A 25,147-nucleotide genomic window follows, 5' to 3' on the forward strand; every position below is an offset into this window, starting at 1 on the left:
CGAGTGCTGCAGCAGTTCTGGGACGAGGCCTGACCCGACTCCCGCGGATCGTCATCGGCGCCCCGGCCTCGGGCCACGGGAAGACCACCATCGCCATCGGCCTCATGGCTGCGCTGCGCAACGCCGGACTTGTGGTCTCCGGTCACAAGGTCGGCCCGGACTACATCGATCCCGGCTACCACAGCCTGGCCACCGGCCGACCCGGCCGCAACCTCGACCCGCACCTCGTCGGCGAGCACCGTCTCGTCCCGCTGCTGCTGCACGGCGCGGCAGCCCCGGACCAGGCCGACATCGCGGTGATCGAAGGGGTGATGGGACTCTTCGACGGAGCCATCGGCCGTGAGGGCTTCGCCTCCACCGCCCACGTGGCCGGCCTCGTCAAGGCCCCGGTGGTGCTGGTCGTCGACATCTCGTCCGCGTCAAGGACGAACGCCGCGGTGGTCCACGGACTGGCCACCTTCGAACCTGGCGTCCGCATCGCCGGAGTGATCCTGAACAAGGGCGGATCGGCGCGCCATTCGCGCGAGGTGACGTCCGCGCTCGAGGCGACCGGGATCCCCGTGCTCGGGGTGCTCGATCGCGATGTCGGCGTCACCGCCCCCTCTCGTCACCTCGGACTGGTGCCGGCGCCGGAACGGGACGATGCGCGGGCCGCGCTCGGCCGCCTCGCCGAGCAGGTCGCCGGCGCCATCGATCTCGACGAGGTGGTCCGGATCGCCAGGGGCGCAGTCGATCTGCCGTCGACGCCGTGGGATCCAACCGCCGAGATGGCAGCTCTCGGGCTGCCCGCCGTTGCCGCCACCTCCGAGGCGTCGTCGACTGCCGCGGCAAACCGACCGGTGGTGGCGGTGGCCGGCGGTCGGGCCTTCACGTTCCGGTACGCCGAGATCGACGAGCTGCTCCGCGCCGCGGGTCTGGATCCGGTGGTCTTCGACCCGATCGCCGACGAGGCGTTGCCGCCCGGCACGCAGGGCCTCTATCTCGGCGGTGGCTTCCCCGAGGTCCATGCGGCCGGCCTGTCCGCCAATGCGGCGATGCGAGAAGCGTTGCGCGCGGCCATCAACGCCGGTGTCCCCACCGTGGCAGAGTGCGCCGGCCTGCTCTACCTCTGCGAGAGCGTGGACGGATCCGCGATGGTCGGCGCGCTGCCGGCGCACGCCAGGATGACGCCGAGACTGACGCTCTCCTACCGCAGCGCGATCAGCCCGGCGGATTCCCTGCTGGCACCGGCCGGATTTCGATCCACCGGTCACGAGTTCCACCGCAGCACCGTCGAACCCGTCGCCGGCACGGCGCCGGCGTGGTTGCTGGACGGTGTGCCCGCCGGTTTCAGCGAGGATCCGGCCGGGACCGGAAGTCCGACCCTGCATGCGTCGTACCTGCACAGCCACTGGGCCGGGTACCCCGAACTGGCGGCCCGTTTCGCCAGGGCCGTCAACGCCTTCGCCGGTGAGATGCCCACGCCGGGTCCCCACCCGGGCGCCTGCACCGGGGCCGGTGGGGAGCCCCTCGCCCAGCCCCCGGACATCGACCTGCACCACCACGGCGACGCCGAGATCGGCGAGCACCTCGTCGATCTCGCGGTCAACGTGCGGCTGACCGAACCCCCCGGCTGGCTGGCGACCCGGATCGCTGACACCGTGGGTGATCTCGCGAGGTACCCGCGCCCGGCAGCGGCGCTGGAGGCGATCTCGGCGAGGCATCAGCGGCCGATCGCCCAGGTGCTGCCGACCTCCGGGGGAGCCGAGGCGTTCACCTTGCTGGCCAGAGCAATGCATCCGAAGAAGGCCGTGGTCGTCCATCCCCAGTTCACCGGGCCGGAGGCTGCGCTGGTGGCGGCCGGACACCCCGTCCATCGAGTGATCCTGTCCGCCGCAGACGGTTTCACCCTCCACGCCGCGGCCATCCCGGAGGACGCCGACCTGGTGATGATCGGCAATCCGACCAATCCGACCGGCACTCTGCATGCGTCAGGGGTGGTGCGTGCACTGGTCCGGCCGGGCCGCACCGTCGTCGTCGACGAAGCCTTCATGGACGCCGTCCCCCGGGAGTCGGAGTCGTTGGCCGACGTCGTGGTGCCCGGCCTGGTGGTGTTGCGGTCGCTCACCAAGACGTGGGGGATCGCCGGTCTCCGCGCCGGGTACGCCGTCGGTGACGAGACGGTCATCGCCGCGATGCGCAGCCAACAGCCGCCGTGGTCGGTCTCCACGCCCGCGCTCGCCGCCATCGTGGCGTGCCTGGAACCGGCAGCCATCGCCGAGGCCGCCGCCGCCACGAGTTTGATCGCCGACCACCGCCAGGTACTCCTCGACGGCCTGGCCGAACTCGGATTACCCGTCGCCGGGCGGCCCGGAACGCCCTTCGTCCTGCTGGATACCGGCCGGGTCGGCACGGACGGATCGGTACGGAACGACCTGCGGGACCGCGGGTTCGCGGTCCGTCGCGGTGACACCTTCCCCGGGCTCGGCCCCGACTGGATCCGGATCGCCGTGCGAGAGCCGGCCGTCACCCGCCGTCTGCTCGAGGCCCTCGCCGTGCTCCTTGCCAGGACGCCTGCCCCGGTCGCAGCGGAAACCGCAGCGGAAATCGCAGCGCCAACCGCAGCGCCAACCGCAGCGGAGGTTGTGGCATGACCAGCGCGTCCGGAGATCTCCGCGTGGATCTGCCCGTCCATGGCCGGGTGGTCCTCGTCGTCGGCGGTGGGGTCGCTGCGCTTGGCCGGATCGCCGCGCTGCGGGCGGCCCAGGCGGAGGTGGTGGTGTTCTCGGCGGACCCGGTCGCCTCGGTGACCGACTTCGCCGAACGGGACCTGATCGTCCTGCACCAACGGGACGTCACCGAGGGCGATCTCGCCGACGCCTGGCTGATCTACGCGGCCACCGGGGACGTCGAGGCGGACGCGGACATCGTCAGCAGGGCAGCGGCTCTGCGCAGATTCTGTCTGATCGGGACCGGCCTGCCGTCCCGGGAGCCGGCCGGCGGCCGACTCAAGCTGGGCGGTCGGGTCGTTCTCGTCGGTGGTGGGCCGGGTGACCCTGGACTCCTGACGCTGACCGGGATGCGGGCCATCCAGGAAGCCGATGTGGTGATCGCCGACCGGCTGGCGCCGCTGGCGGCGCTGCAGTACGTGCGCCCCGGGGCCGAGATCATCGATGTGGCAAAGATTCCACGCGGCGAGTTCACCTCGCAGGAGGAGATCAACCGGCTGCTGGTCGCCCATGCGAAGGCCGGGAAGTCGGTGGTCCGGCTCAAGGGCGGCGACAACTTCGTCTTCGGGCGAGGCGGCGAGGAATGGCAGGCCTGCGCGGCCGCTGGTATCGAGGTGCAGCTGGTGCCTGGGGTGTCGTCGGCGCTGGCCGCTCCGGCACTGGCCGGGATCCCCGTCACACACCGGAGTCTCAACCAGGGTTTCACCGTCGTCACCGGTCACGTCCCACCGGGTGATCCCCGCTCGACGCTGGACTGGGCGGCGCTGGCCAGGACCGGAACCGCTCTGATCGTCATGATGGGGGTGGCGAACCTGCCGACGATCTCGGCCACCCTGATCGAGGCCGGGATGGATCCGGCCACACCGGCCGCGACGGTGGCCGATGCCGGCCATCCGGGTCAGCGATCCGTCCGGGCGAGTGTGGCCGACATCGCGAGGGTCACCAGCGAGGCCGGGATCAGCGCTCCGGCCGTCACGATCATCGGGTCGGTGGCCGGGTTCGATCCGTTGGCGCCCGAATGATGCCGGAACTGCCCGACCAGGCCGCGCCCGCCCTTCATCTGGTGCGTCACGGGCAGTCGAGCTGGAACGTGGACGGTGTGGTGCAGGGGCAGAACGACGAGGCAACGCTGACGGACCTCGGACTCTCGCAGGCGACGGCCGCGGCGGATCTGCTGGCCGGGTCCGCTTCGAGCCGGCTGCTCACCTCTGATCTCCGTCGCGCCGTGCAGACCGCCGAGATCATCGGAACGGCAACTGATCTCACTCCGGTACCGACGAGCCTCCTGCGGGAACAGGGGCTCGGGGTGCTGGAGGGTCTGACCAGTGATCTGGCCGCCGTGGAATGGGACCGGGCCGCCCAACGGGCGTTCGAGCACTACGGCGAACCGATCCCGGCCACCGCCGTCCGGGTGGAGGGCGGCGAGTCGCTCCGCGATGTCCTCGGCCGGGTCGGCGGCATCCTGGCTTCGCCCTGGGTCACCGACTCCACCGGAGACGTGATCCTGGTGTCGCACGGCGACACGATCCGCGTGATGCTCGCGCATTTGCTGGGCGACGACTTCGACGAACTCGAGTGGCGACCGGTCGCCAACGGGGAGATCCACTCCGTCTACCGCGCGACCGACGGCTCCATCCGACACGTCGTCACGCCCTTCCCCGGATCTGCGCCAGCCCCCGGATCTGCGCCAGCCCCCGGATCTGCGCCAGCCCCCGGACGTACCGACACCCCTGGGCGCACCCCTTGATCTTCGACGGAATCCGCTTGGCGGTGGGCACTCTCACCGCCTTTCCGATCCGGCCGCCGAGCCGCGTCGGCGCCTCGACGGCCCGGGTGGCCATGGTGGCAGCCCCCTTCGCCGTCCTGCCGATCGCACTCGCGGCCGGCGCCGTCGGTGAGGTCGGCAGGCTCGTGGAATGCCCACCCCTGGTGCTCGCTGCCGTGATCATCACAATCTTCGCCCTCGGTAGCCGAGGTCTGCACCTGGATGGCCTGGCCGACACCGCCGACGGACTGACCTCGTCCTACGACCGGGAACGGGCGCTGGAGATCATGCGGCGGGGCAATACCGGGCCGGCGGGCGTGGCAGCGGTGGTCCTGGCGTTGCTGGTGCAGTCCGCCGCCCTGGCCGCGGTGCTGGCCCTCCCCTGGGGACTGCTGACCGGGATCGTACTGTTGTGCCTGGCCAGGTCCTCACTGCTGATCGCCTGCGCCGCAGGGATTCCCGCTGCTCGGGACGGTGGCCTCGGTGCCATGGTGGCCGGCGTGGTGCCGAGAGTACTCGGCGGGGTCGGCGCTCTGGTGGCAGCGGCGATCGGGGCCGCCGTGACCGTATTGTCCGGCCGGCCGTGGTGGCAGGGGATCGTGGCCGTTGCCCTCGCCGCAGTGGTGGTCGCCGGACTGGTCCTGCGGTGCCGCAAGAGGTTCGGCGGTATCACCGGCGATGTGCTCGGCGCCGTCATCGAGGTGGCGGCCGCCGCGCTGCTCGTCGCGCTGGCCGCAGGTCGCTGACCAAATCCCGGGCCACCGAACCGAGCAGCGCCGTCAGGAGGGCTCTAAAATTTCCCGCCTGCGGTGATGTCGAGAACCCGGGCCCAGCTCCGACCCGCTGGCACAGGCACCGCACCGGTGCCCCGTCGAGAAGGAGAAACCGATGAAGTACATGGTCATGATGTTCGGGAGCGCCGCCGAGATGGTCGAGGTCCAGTCCCCGGACTGGATCCACGAGATGATCGAATTCATGATGGGTCTGAACGCCGAGCTGATCGAATCCGGTGAACTCGTCAGCGCCGAAGGATTGTCCGACGGTAGCACGGCCAAGGTGGTCCGACTCGAGGACGGCCTCCCGGTGGTGACGGACGGCCCGTTCGCCGAGGCCAAGGAATCGTTGATCGGATTCTGGATCCTGGACGTCGAGAACGAGGCCAGGATCATCGAGATCGCCGCGCGCATCGTCGTCTACTCGCGCCAGGTCGAGATCCGCCCGATCGGGGGGCCGCCGGAGGTGTGAGCGACGCGAGGAACGACCCCGAACAGGAGAACTCCGTCCGCCAGGGTGCCGGGGTCGAGAGGATCCTCCGCGACCTGACCCCGCAGGTCCTGGCCATTCTGGTTCGTCGGCACGGACAGTTCGACGCGTGCGAGGACGCGGTGCAGGAGGCGCTGCTGGCGGCAGCGACGTCGTGGCCCGCTGACGGGATCCCGGAGAGTCCAAGGGCCTGGCTGGTGGCGGTGGCGCACCGCCGTCTCGTCGACGAGTGGCGCAGTGGTTCCGCCCGACGCCGGCGGGAGGACCAGGTGGCAACCCGGGAACTCACCGGGGCCGAGCCGGTGGACGTCGACGACACCCTCACGCTGCTGTTCCTGTGCTGTCACCCGGCGCTCTCCGTTCCCGCCCAGCTCGCTCTCACCCTGCGGGCCGTCGGGGGCCTGACCACCGCCGAGATCGGCCGGGCCTTCCTGGTCCCGGAAACGACCATGGCGCAACGGATCAGCCGTGCCAAGGCCACCATCTCCAAGGGCCGTTTCCGGTTCGAGCTGCCGGACAGCCCGGAGCGTTCGGAGCGTCTCCGGGTTGTGCTGCACGTGCTGTACCTGGTCTTCAACGAGGGCTACTCGGCGACGTCGGGCCCGGTGGCGCAACGGGCCGACCTGGTCGACGAGGCGATCAGGCTGACCCGGCTGCTGGCACGGCTGCTGCCCGACCAGACCGAGGTCAGGGGCCTGCTTGCCCTGATGCTGCTGACCGACGCCCGCCGGGCGGCGCGGGTCGGCGACGACGGCATCCTGGTGCCACTGGCCGACCAGCGCCGGGACCTCTGGGACGCCGGCGCGATCGCGGAGGGGGTGCGGATCATCGGGCGCACGCTGGGGACCGGTCCGGTCGGCCCGTACCAGGTCCAGGCGGCGATCGCCGCGTTGCACGACGAGGCGCCGACCGCGGCTGCGACCGACTGGCCGCAGATCCTCGCGCTGTACCGGGTGCTGGAACGGCTGATCCCCGGTCCGGTGGTGACGCTCAACCTGGCGGTGGCGCTGGCCATGGTGGACGGCCCACTGGCCGGGCTGGCCGTCCTCGGCACGGTCGAGCAGGACACCCAGATGCACGGCAGCCATCGGGTCGATGCCGTGCGGGCCCATCTGCTGGAGATGGCCGGCGACGCCGCCGGCGCGCGGGAGGCCTACAGCCGGGCGGCCGGCCGGACCGCCAATGTCGCCGAACGCCACTACCTGATGCTGCGGGCGGCCGGCGCGGTCGTTCTCGACAGCTGGTCAGAGCCTCAGCACCCGGCCGGCGACGACGAGTAGGACGTCGTCGCTGACGGCGGCGATGCGCTGGTTCACCAGGCCGAGCAGGTCTCGGAAGAGCCGTCCGGAGCGATGGTCGGGCACCACCCCCATGCCCACCTCGTTGGTCACCGCGATCAACGGGCCGGGCGCCTGCTGCCACGCCGCAGCCAGGTCCTCCACCCGTCGATCGAAGTCCGGACGCCACTGGTCGCCGGGCCGGGACCACGCGTCGCACTCGTCCATCAGCGCGGTGACCCAGGTTCCGAGGCAGTCCAGCAGGACGGCGCCGTCGGCGGCGAGCACGCCCTGCGCAACCTCGGCCGTCTCCACCGTGATCCAGTGCGCGGGCCGACGAGCCCGATGAGCGGCGATCCGCTCGGCCCACTCCGGGTCGGCGACGGGGTCGGGGATCGGACCCGGCGCGAGGTAGGTGACCGAAAGCTGCTTCTGCAGTAGAGATTCAGCCTTGAACGACTTCCCGGACCTGACGCCCCCGGTGATCAGCGTGGTACGAGCCGGCATCGGCGGTGGATCCTCTCGGTGCGGGGGGTGACGAGGCCGGTCGGCCGCCGGGGCCACCGTATCCTCACCCGTGTGACGAGCACTGCCCGCGGCGCCGGACGAGCGATCGGCCTGCTCGTCGGGGTGGCCGCCGACCGCCTCCTGGGCGACCCGGCGCGGTGGCATCCGGTGGCCGGGTTCGGTTCGTCCGCCGCTGCCGTGCAGCGCCTGGTGTACCGGGATCGGCGCTGGGCCGGTGTCGGTCATGTCGGCTTGCTGGTCGGCGGGACCACTCTGCTGGGCATGGTGGTCGAGAAGTGTTCCGCCACCACACCGATCAGGATTCTCGCCACGGCGGCTGCGACCTTCGTGGTTCTCGGCGGCCGGTCGCTGGAACGCGAGGCCCGCACCATCTCGGCCCAGCTGTTGGCCGGCGATCTCGCGGCCGCGCGGGAGCAGGTGACGCACCTGGTCGGGCGGGACACCAGCGAGCTGGACGCGGCCGAGATCACCAGGGCCACCATCGAGTCGGTGGCCGAGAACACGGCCGACGCGGTGGTATCCCCGCTCCTGTGGGGTGCGGTGGCGGGAGTACCGGGTCTGCTGGCCTACCGGGCGGCCAACACGCTGGATGCGATGATCGGGCACCGCAGCCCCCGCTATCTCCGATTCGGTTGGGCCGCAGCGCGTCTGGACGATCTGGCGAACTTCGTGCCGGCCCGGGTGTCCGTCGTCCTGATCGCCGTCTGCGCGCCGGTGGTCGCCGGCCCTCCGCGAGCGGCGGTGGCCGCCGCCCGACGGGACGGTCCCGGCCATCCCAGCCCGAACGCCGGGCCCGTCGAGGCTGCTTTCGCCGGCGCCCTCGGGCGGACCCTCGGCGGCGTGAACGTCTACCGCGGGCAGGTCGAGGATCGTGGCACCCTCGGCGACGGCCCGCCTCCTGATGTGGCCGACATCGCCAGGGTGGCAAGACTTTCCGCTGCGGTATCGGGCATGTCAGCCGTTGTTGCCGCCGTCGTCGCCCTGGTCCTCGGCCGCAGGCGCTGAAGTCCTACCGGTTCGTCCCGTCAGACCAGGCGGCTCAGGAGTTGAGCGACAGCAACCAGTCGGTCGCCGACGCCACCGATCCCACCCACATCACCTCGGGCGTCGGCGGTGGTCGCCGCATCACCACCACCGGGACGTCGAGTTCGGCTGCCGCGTCCAGCTTCGCCTGCGTGTAGGCGCCACCCGAATCCTTGGTCACCAGAACGTCGACCCGGCGTGAGCGCATCAGTTCCAGCTCATCGGACAGTTGGTAGGGCCCCCGGTCGGTCGGACCAACCGGGTCGGGCCAGGCGCAGCAGGGGGAGGGAAGTCGCCGAGCAGGCCGACGCGGCCGAGGCGGAGATGGTCGCCGCGAATGGGTGGGTGGCGTCCACGACCGCTGTGATCGGCTGCTCCCGGAGATAGGCGGTCAGTCCGACGACGCCGCCGAAGCCACCGATCCGCACTGCGCCGACCGGCAGGGCCGGGTTGCTCATCCGCCCGGCCAGTGACGACAGCACTTGGATGCCTACGGCGGTACACGCGACGGCGAGCGCGCGCCCCTCGGCCGTGCCACCGAGGATGAGCACGGACCTTGGTTCGGGCACGAGCGAGTCTCGCACGGCAGACCCCGCAACGTCCTGCAAAGTGCTCGCTATTGCGAGCACTTCGCAGGACGCAAGCCGGGGTTCGGGCGGGGCTGCGGGTCAGCCCGTCAGCCGGTCGGCCCGACATGGCGCTGCGGCGGGACGGCGCGAGCGGCGACCACGGCGGTCAGACCGGCGAGGTGAGCGAGCCGGGCGATCTCCGAATCGCGGAGCGCCGGACCACCCGGCCGGCCGACGATCACCGCCAGCTCCGGCGACCCGAGCGGCGCCACCGCCATCTCGGTGCCGATCGTCTTCCAGTCCTCCGGGACCCAGTAGGCCTCGGGATCGAGCACGCCGGCCTCGTCGACCGGCGCCCACCCCGGGGTCACACCGGTCAGATTCGGGACGCCGCCACCGCCGGCCAGCAGGTGGATCTCCTTGTCGTCACCCACCCGCACCACGATGGCCCAGCCGGCCCGGAGGACCTTGGGCAACATCCGGGCCAGTGTCTTGATGGCCTGTGCGGGCTCGGCGGCAATCGCTTCGACCAGTTCCCACTCGCGATGCCGGTCGGCGACACCCGGATCCGGACGGACCGATTCGACGCGGACCCCGGGCACCGTCTCGGCCGCGGTGATCAGGACGTCCGGCTGCTTGCCGCTGGGCAGGTCGACCACGATGTCGTCCACCGCATGCTCGTAGGAGCGTTCGACGATGTCCATGGCGAGGATGTCGGCCCCGACCCGGCCGAGCGCGCTCGCCACGGCCCCCAGGCTTCCCGGCCGATCGGGTAGCACGACGCGCAGCACGTAGGACATGTAACCGCCTTCACGCTCGTGGTACGCCGCTGGCCGATTCCTGATGCCGCTGGAGAATGGCATCAGTTCCGCCGGCAGCTTCACCCACGGTTCTCGTTTCACGGCAATCCCCATTTTCGATCTTCATTATCAAACCCGGTGGTTTCCAGCAGGTGACGGTCGCAAGTCTGGCCGGTGATGGCCTATCCGTCACCGAGCGGTCACACCCTGCCACTTTTCAGTCGACATAGGCCAGTTGGATCACCGGGCCGTTCCTGCCGGCCGGTCCGATCGCCCTGCTGGCGCCATTCGCTGATGCAGGCCGTGTCGTGGTCTGCAACTAGGATCGGGGGGTTCCGCTGTCCGCCCCCAACACCCGGTCGAACCCCACTCGATCGGACCCGTTGGTGCGTGACCTACCTGGTTTTTGGAGGATCGTGTCCAGCCCTACCGATTCCGCTGCCGGTGATGCCGGTGCGGTCGCACCTGCGCTCACCCGCGACGACGTCGCCCATCTTGCCCACCTCACCCGCCTCGAGCTCACGGAGTCCGAGTTGGACACCTACGTCGGCCAGTTGTCGGTGATCCTGGACTCCGTGTCGGCGGTCACCGCGGTCACCGCCGGCCTGGACATCGAGCCGACCACCCACGCCGTTCCGCTGACCAACGTCTATCGGCCGGACGTCCCTGTACCCGGTTTGACGCAGGAGCAAGCACTCGCCGGCGCACCCTCCGCCCAGGACGGCCGCTTCCGCGTCCCGCAGATCCTCGGGGAGGAGCAGTGACGTCGCACGATCTGACACGCATGACGGCCGAAGGGCTGGCCGGCGAGATCGCCGCCGGGCAGGTGAGCGCGGTCGAGGTCGCACAGGCCCACCTGGACCGCATCGCCTCCGTCGACGGCGCCGTCCACGCCTTCCTGCACGTCTCGGGTGAATCCGCCCTCGAGCAGGCCCGGGCGGTCGATGCCGCCCACGTCCGGGGGGAAGCCGGCGCCTCCACCCTGGCCGGAGTGCCGCTGGCACTCAAGGACATCCTCGTGCAGAAGGGGTCGCCGGCCACCGCTGGATCGAAGATCCTGCAAGGCTGGATCCCGCCCTACAACGCCACGGTCACCCAGCGTCTGCTGGACGCCGGCGTCGTCATCCTGGGCAAGACCAACCTGGACGAATTCGCGATGGGGAGTTCGACGGAGAACTCCGCCTACGGGCCGACGCACAACCCCTGGGACCTGACGAAGATCCCCGGCGGCTCCGGCGGCGGAAGCGCCGCGGCCCTGGCCGCCTTCGAGGCACCCCTGGCGATCGGTACCGACACCGGCGGATCCATCCGTCAGCCGGCGTCCGTCACCGGAACGGTCGGCGCCAAGCCCACGTACGGCGGGGTGTCCCGGTACGGCGTCATCGCGCTGGCCTCGTCCCTCGACCAGGTCGGGCCGTGCGCCCGGAACGTGATGGACACGGCGCTGCTGCACGAGGTCATCGCCGGCCACGACCCGCGCGACTCCACCTCGATCAACCGTCCCGTCCCCAAGGTCGTGGAAGCCGTGCAGCGTGGGCGGACCGAAGGCGTCGAGGGCATGAAGATCGGGGTCGTCAAGGAACTGCAGGGCAAGGGCTACCAACCCGGCGTCATGGAGTCCTTCACCGCCGCCGTCGACGCGCTGACCGAGGCAGGCGCCGAGATCGTCGAGGTCTCGTGCCCGCACTTCCAGTACGCGCTGGCGGCGTACTACCTGATCCTGCCCAGCGAGTGCTCGTCCAACCTGGCCCGGTTCGACGCGATGCGCTACGGCCTGCGGGTCGGCGACGTCGCCCACGGCGGGTCACTGGTCTCGGCCGAGGACGTCATGGGTGCCACCCGGGACGCCGGTTTCGGCGCCGAGGTGAAGCGGCGCATCATCCTGGGCACCTACGCCCTGTCCGCCGGCTACTTCGACGCCTACTACGGGTCGGCGCTGAAGGTCCGCACACTGATCCGTCAGGACTTCGAGAAGGCCTACGGCGCAGCCGATGTGCTCATCTCGCCGGCCTCGCCGGTGACGGCGTTCCCGCTGGGGGAGAAGGTGGACGACCCGATGGCCATGTACCTCAACGACCTGGCCACCATCCCAGGCTCGCTCGCCGGCATCCCGGCGATGAGCGTGCCAAGCGGCATCGCGTCGGACACCGGATTGCCGGTCGGCCTGCAGATCATGGGTCCGGCCCTCGGCGAGGAGCAGATGTACCGCGTGGCTGCGGCTTTCGAGGCCGGCTACGTGGCGCGGCACGGCCGCACCGTCGCCGATTCCGCTCCCGAACTGGAGGTATCGGCGTGACGGTCACCGGATTGATGGACTACGACGAGGCGATCGAGCGCTTCGACCCCGTCATGGGGCTGGAGGTGCACGTCGAGCTCGGCACCGTCACCAAGATGTTCTGCGGATGCTCGACCGAGTTCGGCGCCGAGCCGAACACCCAGGTCTGCCCGGTCTGCCTGGCCCTGCCGGGGGCGATGCCGACGATCAACGGCACCGCCGTCGAATACGCCATCAAGATCGGCCTGGCCCTGAACTGCGAGATTGCCACCTGGTGCCGGATGTCGCGGAAGAACTACTTCTACCCGGACATGCCGAAGAACTACCAGATCTCGCAGTACGACGAGCCGATCGCCTTCGGCGGCCATCTGGATGTCGATGTCGACGGTGAAACCGTCAGGATCGAGATCGAGCGCGCCCACATGGAGGAGGACACCGGGAAGTCCCTGCATGTCGGTGGTTCCACCGGTCGGATCCAGGGCGCCGAGTACTCGCTCCTGGACTACAACCGGGCCGGCGTGCCGCTGGTCGAGATCGTCACCAAGCCGATCTTCGGGACCAAGGAGAAGGCGCCGGCCGTGGCCCGCGCTTATGTCGCGGCGCTCCGGGATCTGCTGCTCTCGCTGCAGGTCTCGGACGTGCGGATGGACCAGGGGTCGTTGCGCTGCGATGCGAACCTGTCGCTGACCCCGGCCGGTAACCCGGTGATGGGGACCAGGACCGAGACGAAGAACGTCAACTCGCTGCGGTCGGTCGAGCGGGCCGTACGGTACGAGATCACCCGCCAGGGCGCACGTCTCGCGGCTGGGGAGACCATCCGGCAGGAGACCCGTCACTTCGACGAGTCGACCGGGACCACCAACCCGGGTCGCTCCAAGGAGACCGCTGAGGACTACCGCTACTTCCCGGAACCCGACCTGGTGCCCATCGCGCCGGACCGGGTGTGGGTCGAGGAGATCCGGGCGACGCTGCCGGAGCTTCCGTGGGTCCGCCGCGCCCGCCTGCAGGAGTCGTGGGGTTTCACGGACTTCGACATGCGCGACCTACTGGCTGCGGACGCGGTCGATCTGGTCGAGAACACCGTTGCCGCGGGTGCCTCCCCGGCCGAGGCGCGCGCCTGGTGGTCGGGTTACCTCGGTCAACAGGCGAACGTCCTGGGTGTCTCCCTGCCCGAACTGGCGATCAGCCCGGCCCAGCTGGCCAGGGTCGTCGCCCTGGTCGACGACGGTTCGCTGAACGCCAAGATCGCCCGCCAGGTGATCGACGGCGTGCTGGCCGGCGAAGGGGATCCGGACGCGGTGGTCGCCGCCCGTGGGCTGGCGGTCGTCTCTGACGAGTCCGCGCTGCAGGCCGCGGTCGACGAGGCCCTCGCAGCCCAGCCCGCCGTGGCCGACCGGATCCGCGGCGGCAACCTCAAGGCAGTCGGCGCGATCGTCGGCGCCGTGATGAAGGCGACCAAGGGTCAGGCCGACGCGGGCAGGGTCAACGCGCTGGTGCTGAAGACGCTCGGCATCGAGGCCTGACGCCGAGCCTCGGCCTCCCCGGTGCGCCCGCCGCAGTGGTGGGCGCACCGGCAGACCCGGTGACAGGTGGACCAGGTGACAGGTGGACCGGTGACAGGTGCGGGATCAGTCCGGACCGTCGCCGCCGGAGGACGAGACATCCGGGATCAGCAGCACCCGGTCGTCGGCGGCGACCGGCTTGCCTTTGCCGTCCTTGTTCGAGGTGGTCAGCCAGACGGCGTTCTTCGCCCCCGACTGGACGGTCAGCAGTCGGCCGTAGGTCTTGGCCAGCAGGACCCTGGTGCTGCCGGAGAAGCTGCCGGTGGCCGACATCGCGATCCCGGTGAGCTGCTGCTTGCCCAGGGAGGAGTTGATCAGCAGGCCGGACGAGGTAGCGCAGTCGGCGGCGCCGCCGTCGCCGGTCTTCCAGGTCCACACCGCGTCGCCGGACCGCAGCGTGGTGAAGTCTTTTCCCGACTTGGCCGGCAGCAGCACATCCGCGGCGGTCCGGTGGTCCAGGGCGGCCATGGCCCCGGTCGGCAACCGGCAGAGGCCAGTGACCTGGTTGAAGCCGGCGGAGAAGATCGGTGACGTGGGCTTCGGGTTGCCAACGGCCGGCTTCCCGAACTCGTCGATGCGCAGCAGCTTGCCGGCCAGCGAGGTGGCGGCCGCGGGTTTCGCCGACCCGAGGTTCCCGGTCCCCACGTACAGGACGCTGTCGGCGGTGAACGCGATCGCGCCACCGTTGCCGGTGGTGGCCCGGGGAATACCGGTGAGGATCGCCTTCGGCTTCTCGCCGGGCGCTATCCGGATCACCCGGTTGTCGGTCGCCGTCGTGACGTAGGCGTAGATCAGCCCGTCCTCGCTGTAGGACGGCGAGATCGCGATGCCCAGCAGGCCGCCGTCGCCCTTCGCGTTGATTCCGCCGACTGTGGTGACCAGCACCGGCTTGCTTCCGGATACCACCTTCAGGATGCGGCCGGTGGTGCGTTCTCCGACCAGTGCCGAGATCCCGTCCGGCAGCGGTGCCAGCCCCCAGGGCGCGGCCAGGCAGGCGGCGACGACGATCGGGTCGGTCGGCGCACACGGGTCGGCGGGAGGGGTGGTGGCAGGTGGGCTCGTCGAATTCGGGGTGGCGCTGCTCGGCGGAGACGACCCGGGGGTGGTGCTCGCCGGCAACTGCTGCGGGACCACCGGGGTGACCTCGGCTGCCGTCAGGCTGGGCTGGACGGTGTAGGGCTGGCTGGTGGCGGTGAAATCACCGCAGGCGGCGATGGCCAGACCGAACGTCAACACCAGGGCGACGGTGCGGCTCCCGCGCAGCAGAGCTCGCCGGCGGAGCCGGGGCGAGCGACCACTCGGGAGCAGGCCTTGGCGTCGTCGAGTGAGCGCGACGCGGGCCGAAGGGTCGATCGAGCGGTCACGCAAGTGGCTCCTGGGTGACGGCCGTTGCTCGAGCAAACCGTTGTCGACAAGCGCGGCGGGTATGGGGGCGTCCATCACGCTTCACGGTACGTGCCGGAGGCGACGTCGCGTGCCCGGTCCGCCAGGTCGAGATCCCGCATCGTCGAGGATGGGATGAATCCGGTGGAGCGCCGACCGACGCGGTGCTGCACTAGTACAGCGTCGTCGAACTCCAGATGACGGACCCGGGCCTTGCGCCTGGAGGACAGCAGCAGCCGGACGCCGCCCAGCCCGGCCCGGCGCTGCAGTGGGGTCCTGGTGATCTCGGTCAGTTGCACCCGTTCACGTCGGGCGATGACGGTGTGACGGGCCAGCACCCGACGCCAGCGCAGCGTGACGGTGTCGGGTTCCAGCAGCCACCCGGCGTCGGCCGCCTGTCCCCAGCCGACGAGCAGTGCCAGTGGGATCGGCAGATACGCGAGGTAGGCGCCCCAGCCGGGAAGGAAGGCGAGCCCGAGCGTCGGAGGCAGGGCCAGCAGCACCGGCAGCGTGAAATAGCGGCGCCGCGCCCGGACCGGGACGCGATGGATCGGGGCGGGGCGCCAGCCGAGCTCGGGGAGGGCCCTGCCGACCAGTTCGGCCGCCTGATCTACCCTGATCAGCGGAAACAGCATCCGCTCCGTGTCGTTGGAGCTGCTCAGCCCGGCCACCTCGACCTCCAGCGCGCAGTACCCGAGCAGGCGCCGCCACCAGCCCTCGACAACCCGGACAGCTTGCACCCGGTCGACCGGGATCGTGCCGGACCGCTGGGCGATCAGGCCGCGGCTGATGCGGAGGCGTTCACCTTCGCGGACGAGGGTGAACCTGGCCAACCGCAACGAGGTCAGCCCGATCCCGGCGAAGACGGCCACGGCGACCGCGGCGAGCAACAGCAGGGCAGTGGTGGGGCCGCCGGTGAACACCTCCCGGGTGATCCGCCGGAAGAGTTGCTCCGGCAACAGGTCCCGAGCACGCCCGATGGTCGCGGCGGCGCCGGCCAGCATCAGCGGGATCGAGGTCCCGGTGAACGCCGCGATCAGCAGGGTGCGGGTGCCGAGGACAGCGAGGGTCTCCGGTACCGGTGCATTGGCGCTCTTCCGCAGGGTCGTGCCAGCCGGAAGGGACTCGGTCCCCGCGTCCGCTTCCGCGGACGGGAGTGGCAGACCGGACGGGATCGGACCGTCCGCGGAGGACATCGGTCCCGGCTGGGCCAGTGCGACCCGCAGTTCCTCCAGTGCCGATGCCGAGAGACACGCAAGGTGCACCGAGGCGCGGTGGTTGTTCCCCGGCGTCTGGATCTTCAGCCCCCAGACCCCGCAGATCCGCTGTACCACACCACGTTCGGCGTCCAGAGCGGTGATCCGGTTGATGCCGATGATGTCCTGGGTCCGCCTGAACAGACCGGAGCGAACCCGAAGGCTGCCGTCACGCACCGAGTACTTCTTCACCCACCAGTTGGCCACCGACAGGAGCACGACGACTCCGGCGAGCGCCCCGATGGACCACCCGGGCGCCTGCCAGATCCCGACCGCGATGAGCGGGATCAGGGAGCGGAGGTTCCGGCCGAAACTGATCAGCAGGTAGGCGGGGTGCAGGCGGCGTTCGGAGATCGTGCGTGACTCGGCCGGTGCAGCCGCCGGGGTGGCCACCATGGCCGGGTCAGGTGTCATCGGCCAAGTGGGCCAGCAGCCCGATGCGGGCGCGGACGTCCGCTGCCTCGTCCTCGTCGAGGGCCTGGACGAGGACCGAACCGGCTGCGGTGTGGATGTGCAGGTCGGACAGTCGGAAGCGGCGGGCGAGCAGGCCCTGTTCGGACTTGAGATGCTGCACCCGGTTCATCGGGACGAGGGTCCTGGTCTGCACCAGCCAGCCGTGCTGGAGATCGATCTCCCGGTCCGACAACGAGTACCAGAACAGCCGGTACCGGATCGGCGGGCGGATGACGGCCCCGACCACCAGGTACCAGAACGCGGCGAGACCGACCAGGATCCATCGGATCGTCGGATCCGGCCAGCGCAGTCCGATGGCGCCCCAGGTGAGCAGGCCGACGGTGAACGCACCCGCCAGCAACGCCCGGACCCGCCAGTAGGTCACTGCTCGAGCCGGAAGACGCTGCCGGGCAACGGGATCGTCGCCGGGTAGCGCCGCGAACCGCGGATCGGGCCCCGAAGGTCCCGGCGCCCCGGGGCCGCCTGCAGCACCTGGAACCCCGGCCTCCGATCTCGAGGAACTACTCACCTGCCGCTCGTCAGGAATTCTTGTGCTGCCTGGGCGGGACGTGCCGGACGGCGCCGGTCGAGGCAGACGAGGCCATCGAGGCATACGCCTGCAACGCCTTCGACACCACTCGCTCGCGGCTGCGGGGCTCCCACGGACGCTCGGAGGCCTCCATCTTGGCCCGCCGCTCGGCCAGCACGTCGTCGCCGACGTCGACCCGGAGGACCCGGCTGTCGACGTCGATCTCGATCTGGTCGCCGTCCTCGATCAGGCCGATGGCCCCGCCCGCCCAGGCCTCCGGTGAGATGTGCCCGACGGAGATGCCGGACGAGCCACCGGAGAACCGCCCGTCGGTGATCAGGGCGCAGACCTTGCCGAGGCCAAGGCCTTTCAGGAAGGACGTCGGGTGCAGCATCTCCTGCATACCTGGCCCTCCGGCCGGTCCCTCGTAGCGGATGACCACGACGTGACCTGGTTGCACCTTCTTGCCCAGGATCGCCTCCACCGCGTCCTCCTGGGACTCGAGAACGATGGCGCTACCGGTGAAGTGGAACAGCGACGGGTCGATGCCGGCCGTCTTGATGACGGCGCCGTCCAGCGCGATGTTGCCGTAGAGCACCTGCAGACCGCCCTCGACCGTGTAGGCGTGCGCCTTGTCGTGGATGCACCCGTTCGCAGCGTCGAGATCCAACGAATCCCAGCGGTTCGCGGTCGAGAACGCCTGCACCGTCCGGACTCCGCCCGGTGCGGCGTGGAAGAGCTCCACCGCAGCGGCCGACGGCGACTCCGACCGGACGTCCCACTCCGTCAGCCAGGAATCGATGTCACCTGAATGAACCGTGTGCACCGACGTGTCGAGCAGGTCGGCCCGGTAGAGCTCACCGAGGATGGCCGGGATGCCGCCGGCCCGGTGCACGTCCTCCATGTGGAAGTCGGAGTTGGGAGCGACCTTGGACAGGCACGGCACCCGCTTGCTGATCGCGTCGATATCAGCCAGCGTGAAGTCGATCTCGCCCTCGATCGCCGCGGCCAGGATGTGCAGCACCGTGTTGGTGGAGCCACCCATCGCCACGTCCAGAGCCATGGCATTGCCGAACGCTGCCTTGGTCGCGATGTTGCGGGGGAGCACCGAATCGTCGTCGCCGTCGTAGTACTTCCTGGCCAGTTCGACGATCAGGGAACCGGCCCGTAGGAACAGGTCCTTGCGGGCGATGTGGGTCGCGAGGGTGGATCCGTTGCCGGGCAACGCAAGTCCGAGCGCCTCGGCCAGGCAGTTCATCGAGTTGGCGGTGAACATGCCCGAGCAGGAGCCGCAGGTCGGGCAGGCGGACCGCTCCACCTCCTCCAGGGAGGCGGCGTCCACGCCCGGGGTGGCGGAGGCCGAGATGGCGGTGATCAGGTCGGAGGAGCTGTGTGCGACACCGTCGACGATGACGGCCTTGCCGGCCTCCATCGGGCCGCCGGAGACGAACACCACCGGGATGTTGAGCCGGAGCGCGGCCATCAACATGCCCGGGGTGATCTTGTCGCAGTTGGAGATGCACACCAGGGCGTCGGCGCAGTGGGCGTTGACCATGTACTCGACCGAGTCGGCGATGAGTTCGCGGCTGGGCAACGAGTAGAGCATCCCGGCGTGGCCCATCGCGATGCCGTCGTCGACCGCGATGGTGTTGAACTCTTTCGAAACACCACCGGACGCCGCCACCGCTGAAGCCACCAGGTCGCCCATGTCCTTGAGATGGACGTGGCCGGGGACGAACTGCGTGTAGGAGTTGGCGATCGCGATGATCGGCTTGCCGAAGTCCGACTCGGTCATCCCGGTGGCGCGCCACAACGCTCGGGCACCGGCCATGTTGCGGCCGTGGGTGGACGTTCTGGAACGGAGCGGGGGCATACGGACTCCTGCGGTGGTGACGACTGGATGTCGACCTGGTCTTGACGATCGAGGGTCGGCCCAGCGGGCGTGTACCGACGTTACTCGCCGCTCGGGACCGACTCCTCGGGCTCTGTCGGTGCTGTGGGTCCGGTGGACACCCTCGGTTCGGCAGCTTCCGCGGCCGGGGGCGCGTCCTTGCCGAGCAGCAACCGTCCGCCCGACACGCGCGCCAGCCGCGGCATGTCCCGCGGGCGGACCATCGGCAGGCGCATCCGACGTCCGTCGAGCGCGACGGCTGTTGCCCATCGTGGTCCGCGGAACTCGAAGCCGTCCAGGTCCGACCAGTTGATGCGCCGGATGCCGAACAGCCCGGTGGTGGTGATCCTGGTGGTGTCCGCGACGGTCCGGGTGGTCAGGATGTAGACGAGCCCGCCGAGGGGTAGCAGGTAGAACGCCAGGAAGAGGTCGGATCCGGCGTTGGCCAGGGGTGTCACGGCGATGAACAACAGAAAGGGAATCAGGAACGAAAAGCCGGGCAGCCGGAACACGGCGCGGTCGGAGCGGATCACCGTTCCATGGTTGCACCTCGCGACGCCGGGCCGTGCCGGCTCACATCCAGCAGGTATCGGTCAGGTGACTGCTATCGTTTCTGTCACGCAAGCTCTACGAAGCGTAACCATTTTGCGATCGATGCGGCGGGGATTCTGATGACTTTGAGACAGATGTTCATTGGGTTCATGTCCGCAGCGGTGGTGCTCACCGTGACGGCGGGCCCGGCCGGCGCTGGAACTGTCGATGCGGCAACAGCGGGTGCAGTCGTGGCTGCTCCGTCGGTTGGAGACGGCCCCACCACACCCAGCACGGCGCAGGGACTCTCCGGACGACGATCGACCCTACCCGCCCAGCCCCAACACGAGAGCTCGCCAGGAAACCAGCCGCAGAGCCAGCACGTCGGCGCAGCAGCCATCAACCCGGCCGGTAACCCGGTGGCCAACATCGCGCCGAACCCGGCCTTTCCGGCCCGCTGCTACCAGGCGTACCAGAGCGTCGACTGCACGACTGCCGTAGTCGCGGCATTGAACAATGCGCGCAGGGTGATCGGCCAGCCCTCCTACCTGCTGCCGGCCAGCTTCGCCCAGATGACGCCCGCCTACCAGTTCCTGGTGCTCTCCAACGCGGATCGCGTGCTGGCCGGGCGCACCCCGATCACCGCCTTCAACCCGACCCTGAACGCCGTCGCGCAGCAGGCGGCCAACGGCAGCACCGATCCCACCGGGCCGGACACGGTGGACGGTGTCAACACGAAGTTCTGGACCGCCAACTGGGCCGGCGGGATGAGCCCGCTCGAGGCCTACTACGACTGGATGTACTACGACGGGTACGGCAGCAACAACATCGACTGCACCTCGGCGACCGATCAGGACTGCTGGGGCCACCGCGAGAACACCCTGTGGAACTTCGGATCCGACGAGGTCGCGATGGGCGTCGGCGTCAAGTTGAGCGGCGCAAGCTACGGGACGTCGTTCTCCGAGCTCTACTGGTCCTACAGTCCGACCGGGACCCGGATCCCGCGGTTGCCGACCGTGGTGTCGGTCGCGGCCACCGGCGGGCCGGCGGCCGGCGGTACCCGGGTCACCCTTCGCGGCAACGGATTGGAGACCGCCACCGCCGTCTACTTCGGCAGCCGAACTGCGCCCCCGCTCTATCGGTCGGCCACCAGCATCATCGTGGCCACGCCGCCGGGCACGGGGGTGGTGCCGGTCAGGGTGATGGGTGACGGGGGCCTCGGACCGGCGACGCCGGTGGCCACCTTCTCCTACCTGGCCGGGGCCGGACCCGGATCGTTCGTGCCGCTGTCCCCGAACAGACTGCTGGACACCAGATCCGGGTTGGGCGCCCTGAAGACCCCGGTGCCGTCGAAGAAGACGCTGCGGTTGCCGGTGCTCGGCCACGGCGGCGTTCCGTCGTCGGGGGTGGATGCGGTGGTGCTCAACGTGTCGGCTGTCGCTCCGACGGTCGCCGGCTTCCTGACCGTGTCCGCCAGCACGACTTCACCGGCGCCGCGGATCTCCAACCTCGCCTTCAACCGCGGCCAGACGGTCGCGAACCTGGTGGTGGCCCAGGTGGGTCATGACGGCAAGGTGGCCATGTACAACGGGTCCGGCGGCACCGTCGACCTGATCGCCGATGTCTCCGGCTACTACCTGGCGGCGCCACCGAAGTCCCTGCCGACCGCGGCCGGCTCCTTCACCTCCGTCGTGCCGACCCGTCTGGTGGACACGCGGGTGGCACCGGCGACCGAACTGGCGGCCTCGGGCACCGCTCGGATCACCATGACGGGCCGGGCCGGGATCCCGACGTCGGGGGTGTCCGCGGTGGTGGTCAACGTGACCGCGGTCAACCCGGCCGCCCCGGGGTACTTCACCGTGTACGCCTCGGGCGGGGCACGGCCGACCTCGTCGAACCTCAATTTCGTCGCCCGCCAGACGGTGCCGAACCTGGTGGTCAGCCCCGTCGGGTCCGACGGGCGGATCGCTCTGTTCAACGGCTCGCGCGGCTCGGTCGACCTCTTGATCGACGTCATCGGGTACGTGCGGGCCGGTGCCGCCAACACCAGGGGCGCGATCATCCCGGTGACCCCGGCGCGCCTGTTCGACTCGCGAACGGGGGTCGGCATCGGGACCTCACCGCCGTACGACTTCACGCCACCCATGGGGCAGACCTACATCGTCTCCAACCAGTACCGGGTTCCGTTGGCGGTGACGGGCAGGCAGGGCGTGCCGGCCACCGGCGTCTCTGCCGTGGTGCTCAACGTGACCGTCGTCGCGCCGGCTGCACCCGGCTACTACACCGTCTATCCGGACGGCCTCGGGATACCCGGCGTCTCCAACCTCAACTTCACGGCCGGGCGGACGGTGCCGAACCTGGTGATAGTGCCGGTGGCCAGGAACGGCCTGGTCAACCTCTACAACGGGTCGACTTCCTACGGCAGCCTGATCGTCGACGTTGCGGGTTACGTGCTCGGCTGAGGCATCGCACTCGAGCACCCAGCAACGCCCCGGCGGCACGACGAACGCCGCCGGGGGCCTGGTTTGACAGGCCCAGGTGTGCGCCGTATGGTCCAAAGTGTGTCCCTGATTCTCGTACTCCGCTAGCGCGTCGCGGTTCGGACGGTAGACAACACCCCGTCGATCTCCGAATACGACGCGCAACCCCTTCGTCGCCCCTCACCGGTGACAAGGGGTTTTTTGTTGCCCAGACCAGGGCGATGGGCCCGGCCACCACACCGGACCACCACGGCGAACACGACATCTCCCGCACTTTTGAAGATCGCAGTTCGAGACCCAACGGGGGTCTCCGGACGCGCCAGACCCGATCATCCGCAAGCGGCCCGCTCCACCAGGCCCGATGAACGTCAGAAGGTCCCCTGTCATGAGTCAGACACCAATGGCACCGAGTCGCCCGTCGTCGGTCGCCCCGACGCCCCATCCGACGGCAGCGTCGCAGCCCGGCCAGCCCGGCCAGCACCCCGGCCCCGCGGCCCCGGCCCGATCGGCGGCTCCGGCCGTCGAGTACGTGACCGGCGCGAAGGCGGTGGTCCGGTCCCTCGAGGAGGCGGGTGTCGACATCGTGTTCGGCATCCCCGGTGGCGCGGTTCTTCCCGTGTACGACCCCCTCTTCGACTCGGAGAAGGTCCGCCACATCCTGGTGCGACACGAGCAGGGGGCCGGTCATGCCGCGACCGGTTACGCCCAGGCGTCCGGCAGGGTCGGCGTGTGCATCGCCACCTCGGGCCCCGGAGCGACGAACCTCGTCACCCCGATCGCCGACGCCCACATGGACTCGGTGCCGCTGGTCGCCATCACCGGTCAGGTCGCCCGTTCGCTGATCGGCACCGACGGCTTCCAGGAAGCCGACATCTGCGGTATCACCATGCCGATCACGAAGCACAACTTCATGGTCACCGACGCCGCTGAGATCCCGATGGTGATCGCCCAGGCCTTCTACCTCGCCTCCAGCGGTCGCCCGGGCCCGGTGCTCGTCGACATCCCGAAGGACATCCTGCAGGCGGAGACCATCTTCAGGTGGCCGACCGATGTGCACCTGCCCGGGTACCGCCCGGCGTCCAAGCCGCACTCCGGTCAGATCAACGCTGCAGCCAAGCTGATCGCCGCCGCCCGCCGTCCCGTCTACTACGTCGGCGGCGGTGTGCTCAAGTCGTACGCCACCGAGCAGCTCAAGGTGCTCGCCGAGATGACCGGCATCCCCGTCGTGACCACGCTGATGGCCCGCGGGGCGTTCCCCGACTCGCACATCCAGCACCTGGGCATGCCCGGTATGCACGGCACCGTCGCGGCGGTCGGCGCCATGCAGCGCGCCGACCTGATCATCGCGCTGGGGGCCAGGTTCGACGACCGGGTCACCGGGCAGCTGTCCACGTTCGCCCAGGGCGCCAAGATCATCCACGCCGACATCGATCCGGCGGAGATCGGCAAGAACCGCCACGCCGACGTCCCGATCGTCGGTGACGCCAAGGAGGTGATCTCCGAACTGATCGCCGCGATTGCCCTGGAGCAGAGCGCCGGCGTCGTTGCCGACATGACGGCGTGGTGGGCCGAGCTCGACCAGATCCGGGAGACCTTCCCGCTCGGGTACGACTGGCCGGCCGACGGCAGCCTGTCACCGCAGTACGTCATCGAACGGCTGGGCAAGATCAGCGGTCCCGACACCATCTTCGCGGCCGGCGTCGGCCAGCACCAGATGTGGGCCGCGCAGTTCATCTCGTACGAGAAGCCCTACACCTGGCTGAATTCCGGTGGCCTCGGCACGATGGGCTACGCCGTTCCGGCAGCCATGGGCGCCAAGATGGGCATGCCCGACGCGGTGGTCTGGGCCATCGACGGCGACGGCTGCTTCCAGATGACGAACCAGGAGCTGGCCACCTGCGCGATCGAGGGCATCCCGATCAAGGTCGCCATCATCAACAACGGCAACCTCGGGATGGTCCGGCAGTGGCAGACGCTGTTCTACGGCGAGCGGTACAGCCAGACGAACCTCGGCACCCACAAGCTCCGCATCCCGGACTTCAAGATGCTGGCCGAGGCCTATGGCTGCGTCGGGCTGCGCTGCGAGTCCAAGGAGGACGTCGACGCCACGATCGAGGCGGCGATGGCCATCAACGACCGCCCGGTGGTCGTCGACTTCACCGTCGGCCCCGATGCCCAGGTGTGGCCGATGGTCGCCGCCGGAACCGGCAACGACCACATCATGGCCGCGCGCGGTATCCGACCCCTCTTCGATGAGGGCTGAGAAATATGACCCGTCATACGCTTTCGGTCCTGGTCGAGAACAAACCCGGTGTGCTGGCACGGGTTTCGTCGCTCTTCTCGCGCCGCCAGTTCAACATCCACTCGCTGGCCGTCGGGCCGACGGAGAATCCGGAAGTATCCCGGATGACGATCGTCGTCGCCGTCGACGAGCTCCCGCTGGAACAGGTCACCAAGCAGCTCAACAAGCTGGTCAACGTGCTCAAGATCGTCGAACTCGTGTCGACGGCCTCCGTGCACCGCGAGCTGCTGCTCATCAAGCTCCGCGCCGATTCGTCGGTGCGCGCACAGGTCGTCACCATCGTCGACATGTTCCGCGCCCACGTCGTCGACGTGACGCCGGATTCGATGACGATCGAGGCCGCCGGAACCAGCGACAAGCTCGAGGCGTTGGTCAGGATGCTGGAACCTTTCGGCGTCCGCGAGCTCGTCCAATCCGGCATGGTCGCCCTGGGCCGGGGCGCGAAGTCGATCACCACCGAGCGTTCGCGCGGCGACTGACACCAGTCGTCCACCGCCAATCGATCCCGCGAGACTGCCAACCGCCGCGATCACCCCTCGCAGCGGCTGGTCA

At 69.8% G+C, this 25,147-nt stretch carries 20 protein-coding genes and 1 pseudogene; 13 read left to right on the forward strand and 8 right to left on the reverse strand.

The genetic code is table 11. The features are described 5' to 3' along the window. The first annotated feature begins 29 nt into the window (after positions 1 to 29). From cobBC to ABIB25_RS03885, 6 genes are all read left to right on the forward strand, one after another. Positions 30 to 2,633, forward strand: coding sequence for a bifunctional hydrogenobyrinic acid a,c-diamide synthase/histidinol phosphate aminotransferase CobBC (gene cobBC / locus ABIB25_RS03860; RefSeq protein WP_354527541.1), 2,604 nt, complete (start codon positions 30 to 32; stop codon positions 2,631 to 2,633). After that, a complete protein-coding gene (gene cobA / locus ABIB25_RS03865) occupies positions 2,630 to 3,730 on the forward strand; it encodes a uroporphyrinogen-III C-methyltransferase (protein WP_354527105.1) in 1,101 nt (366 codons plus the stop codon). Before cobBC ends, cobA begins: the two co-directional genes overlap by 4 nt. Further along, the gene (locus ABIB25_RS03870; protein ID WP_354527106.1) at positions 3,727 to 4,455 is read left to right on the forward strand and encodes a histidine phosphatase family protein; all 729 of its coding nucleotides are present in this window, start codon (positions 3,727 to 3,729) and stop codon (positions 4,453 to 4,455) included. Before cobA ends, ABIB25_RS03870 begins: the two co-directional genes overlap by 4 nt. Positions 4,456 to 4,478: 23 nt before the next feature. After that, the gene (locus ABIB25_RS03875; RefSeq protein WP_354527107.1) at positions 4,479 to 5,219 is read left to right on the forward strand and encodes an adenosylcobinamide-GDP ribazoletransferase; all 741 of its coding nucleotides are present in this window, start codon (positions 4,479 to 4,481) and stop codon (positions 5,217 to 5,219) included. 142 nt (positions 5,220 to 5,361) lie between these two features. Beyond that, a complete protein-coding gene (locus ABIB25_RS03880; RefSeq protein WP_354527108.1) occupies positions 5,362 to 5,718 on the forward strand; it encodes a YciI family protein in 357 nt (118 codons plus the stop codon). Continuing rightward, positions 5,715 to 7,016 carry an RNA polymerase sigma factor gene (locus tag ABIB25_RS03885; protein ID WP_354527109.1) on the forward strand — a complete coding sequence of 434 codons (1,302 nt, stop codon included), beginning with the start codon at positions 5,715 to 5,717 and terminating at the stop codon, positions 7,014 to 7,016. The genes ABIB25_RS03880 and ABIB25_RS03885 overlap by 4 nt, the downstream gene beginning before the upstream one ends. Here ABIB25_RS03885 and cobU read toward each other — a convergent pair. After that, positions 6,981 to 7,520 (reverse strand): bifunctional adenosylcobinamide kinase/adenosylcobinamide-phosphate guanylyltransferase, encoded by a 540-nt coding sequence (cobU, locus tag ABIB25_RS03890; protein WP_354527110.1) that lies wholly within the window; start codon positions 7,518 to 7,520, stop codon positions 6,981 to 6,983. The two genes, ABIB25_RS03885 and cobU, sit on opposite strands and share 36 nt — an antisense overlap. 72 nt (positions 7,521 to 7,592) lie before the next feature. On the opposite strand from cobU, the gene ABIB25_RS03895 reads away from it, so the two are divergent. Further along, positions 7,593 to 8,546, forward strand: coding sequence for a cobalamin biosynthesis protein (locus tag ABIB25_RS03895; protein WP_354527111.1), 954 nt, complete (start codon positions 7,593 to 7,595; stop codon positions 8,544 to 8,546). 34 nt (positions 8,547 to 8,580) lie between these two features. Here the strand turns inward: ABIB25_RS03895 and ABIB25_RS03900 are convergent. Together ABIB25_RS03900 and ABIB25_RS03905 are read right to left on the reverse strand one after the other, a co-directional pair. Then, positions 8,581 to 9,133 (reverse strand): annotated as a pseudogene (locus ABIB25_RS03900) (precorrin-6A/cobalt-precorrin-6A reductase). Positions 9,134 to 9,240: 107 nt separating this feature from the next. Beyond that, a complete protein-coding gene (locus ABIB25_RS03905) occupies positions 9,241 to 9,933 on the reverse strand; it encodes an ACT domain-containing protein (RefSeq protein ID WP_354527542.1) in 693 nt (230 codons plus the stop codon). A 416-nt stretch (positions 9,934 to 10,349) separates the two neighbouring features. Here ABIB25_RS03905 and gatC point away from each other — a divergent pair, with 416 nt between their 5' ends. From gatC to gatB, 3 genes are read left to right on the forward strand one after another with little or no spacing between them, the layout of a single operon-like run. Then, positions 10,350 to 10,697, forward strand: coding sequence for an Asp-tRNA(Asn)/Glu-tRNA(Gln) amidotransferase subunit GatC (gene gatC / locus ABIB25_RS03910; RefSeq protein WP_354527112.1), 348 nt, complete (start codon positions 10,350 to 10,352; stop codon positions 10,695 to 10,697). Between the two features lie 20 nt (positions 10,698 to 10,717). After that, positions 10,718 to 12,229: an Asp-tRNA(Asn)/Glu-tRNA(Gln) amidotransferase subunit GatA gene (gene gatA / locus ABIB25_RS03915; RefSeq protein WP_354527113.1), complete on the forward strand. Its 1,512-nt coding sequence runs from the start codon at positions 10,718 to 10,720 to the stop codon at positions 12,227 to 12,229. Between the two features lie 14 nt (positions 12,230 to 12,243). Continuing rightward, positions 12,244 to 13,731, forward strand: coding sequence for an Asp-tRNA(Asn)/Glu-tRNA(Gln) amidotransferase subunit GatB (gene gatB, locus ABIB25_RS03920; RefSeq protein ID WP_354527543.1), 1,488 nt, complete (start codon positions 12,244 to 12,246; stop codon positions 13,729 to 13,731). 105 nt (positions 13,732 to 13,836) lie between these two features. Here gatB and ABIB25_RS03925 read toward each other — a convergent pair whose 3' ends face one another. The 5 genes from ABIB25_RS03925 to ABIB25_RS03945 form a co-directional block, all read right to left on the reverse strand. Next, complete coding sequence (locus ABIB25_RS03925) at positions 13,837 to 15,210, reverse strand: PQQ-dependent sugar dehydrogenase (protein WP_354527114.1); 1,374 nt, start codon at positions 15,208 to 15,210, stop codon at positions 13,837 to 13,839. Then, positions 15,210 to 16,823 carry a PH domain-containing protein gene (locus ABIB25_RS03930; protein ID WP_354527115.1) on the reverse strand — a complete coding sequence of 538 codons (1,614 nt, stop codon included), beginning with the start codon at positions 16,821 to 16,823 and terminating at the stop codon, positions 15,210 to 15,212. The genes ABIB25_RS03925 and ABIB25_RS03930 overlap by 1 nt, the downstream gene beginning before the upstream one ends. Then, complete coding sequence (locus tag ABIB25_RS03935; protein WP_354527116.1) at positions 16,813 to 17,247, reverse strand: PH domain-containing protein; 435 nt, start codon at positions 17,245 to 17,247, stop codon at positions 16,813 to 16,815. Before ABIB25_RS03935 ends, ABIB25_RS03930 begins: the two co-directional genes overlap by 11 nt. Before the next feature lie 154 nt (positions 17,248 to 17,401). Beyond that, on the reverse strand, positions 17,402 to 19,264 hold the full coding sequence (gene ilvD, locus ABIB25_RS03940) for a dihydroxy-acid dehydratase (RefSeq protein ID WP_354527117.1): 1,863 nt from the start codon (positions 19,262 to 19,264) through the stop codon (positions 17,402 to 17,404). Positions 19,265 to 19,344: 80 nt separating this feature from the next. After that, positions 19,345 to 19,815, reverse strand: coding sequence for a PH domain-containing protein (locus ABIB25_RS03945; protein ID WP_354527118.1), 471 nt, complete (start codon positions 19,813 to 19,815; stop codon positions 19,345 to 19,347). A gap of 168 nt (positions 19,816 to 19,983) precedes the next feature. On the opposite strand from ABIB25_RS03945, the gene ABIB25_RS03950 reads away from it, so the two are divergent. From ABIB25_RS03950 to ilvN, 3 genes are all read left to right on the forward strand, one after another. Beyond that, complete coding sequence (locus ABIB25_RS03950) at positions 19,984 to 22,275, forward strand: IPT/TIG domain-containing protein (protein WP_354527119.1); 2,292 nt, start codon at positions 19,984 to 19,986, stop codon at positions 22,273 to 22,275. A 403-nt stretch (positions 22,276 to 22,678) separates the two neighbouring features. After that, a complete protein-coding gene (locus ABIB25_RS03955) occupies positions 22,679 to 24,556 on the forward strand; it encodes an acetolactate synthase large subunit (protein ID WP_354527120.1) in 1,878 nt (625 codons plus the stop codon). Positions 24,557 to 24,561: 5 nt separating this feature from the next. Beyond that, positions 24,562 to 25,074, forward strand: coding sequence for an acetolactate synthase small subunit (gene ilvN / locus ABIB25_RS03960; RefSeq protein WP_354527121.1), 513 nt, complete (start codon positions 24,562 to 24,564; stop codon positions 25,072 to 25,074). The last annotated feature ends 73 nt before the right edge of the window (positions 25,075 to 25,147 follow it).

This window comes from Nakamurella sp. UYEF19 (genome assembly GCF_040546275.1).
GTDB lineage: Bacteria > Actinomycetota > Actinomycetes > Mycobacteriales > Nakamurellaceae > Nakamurella.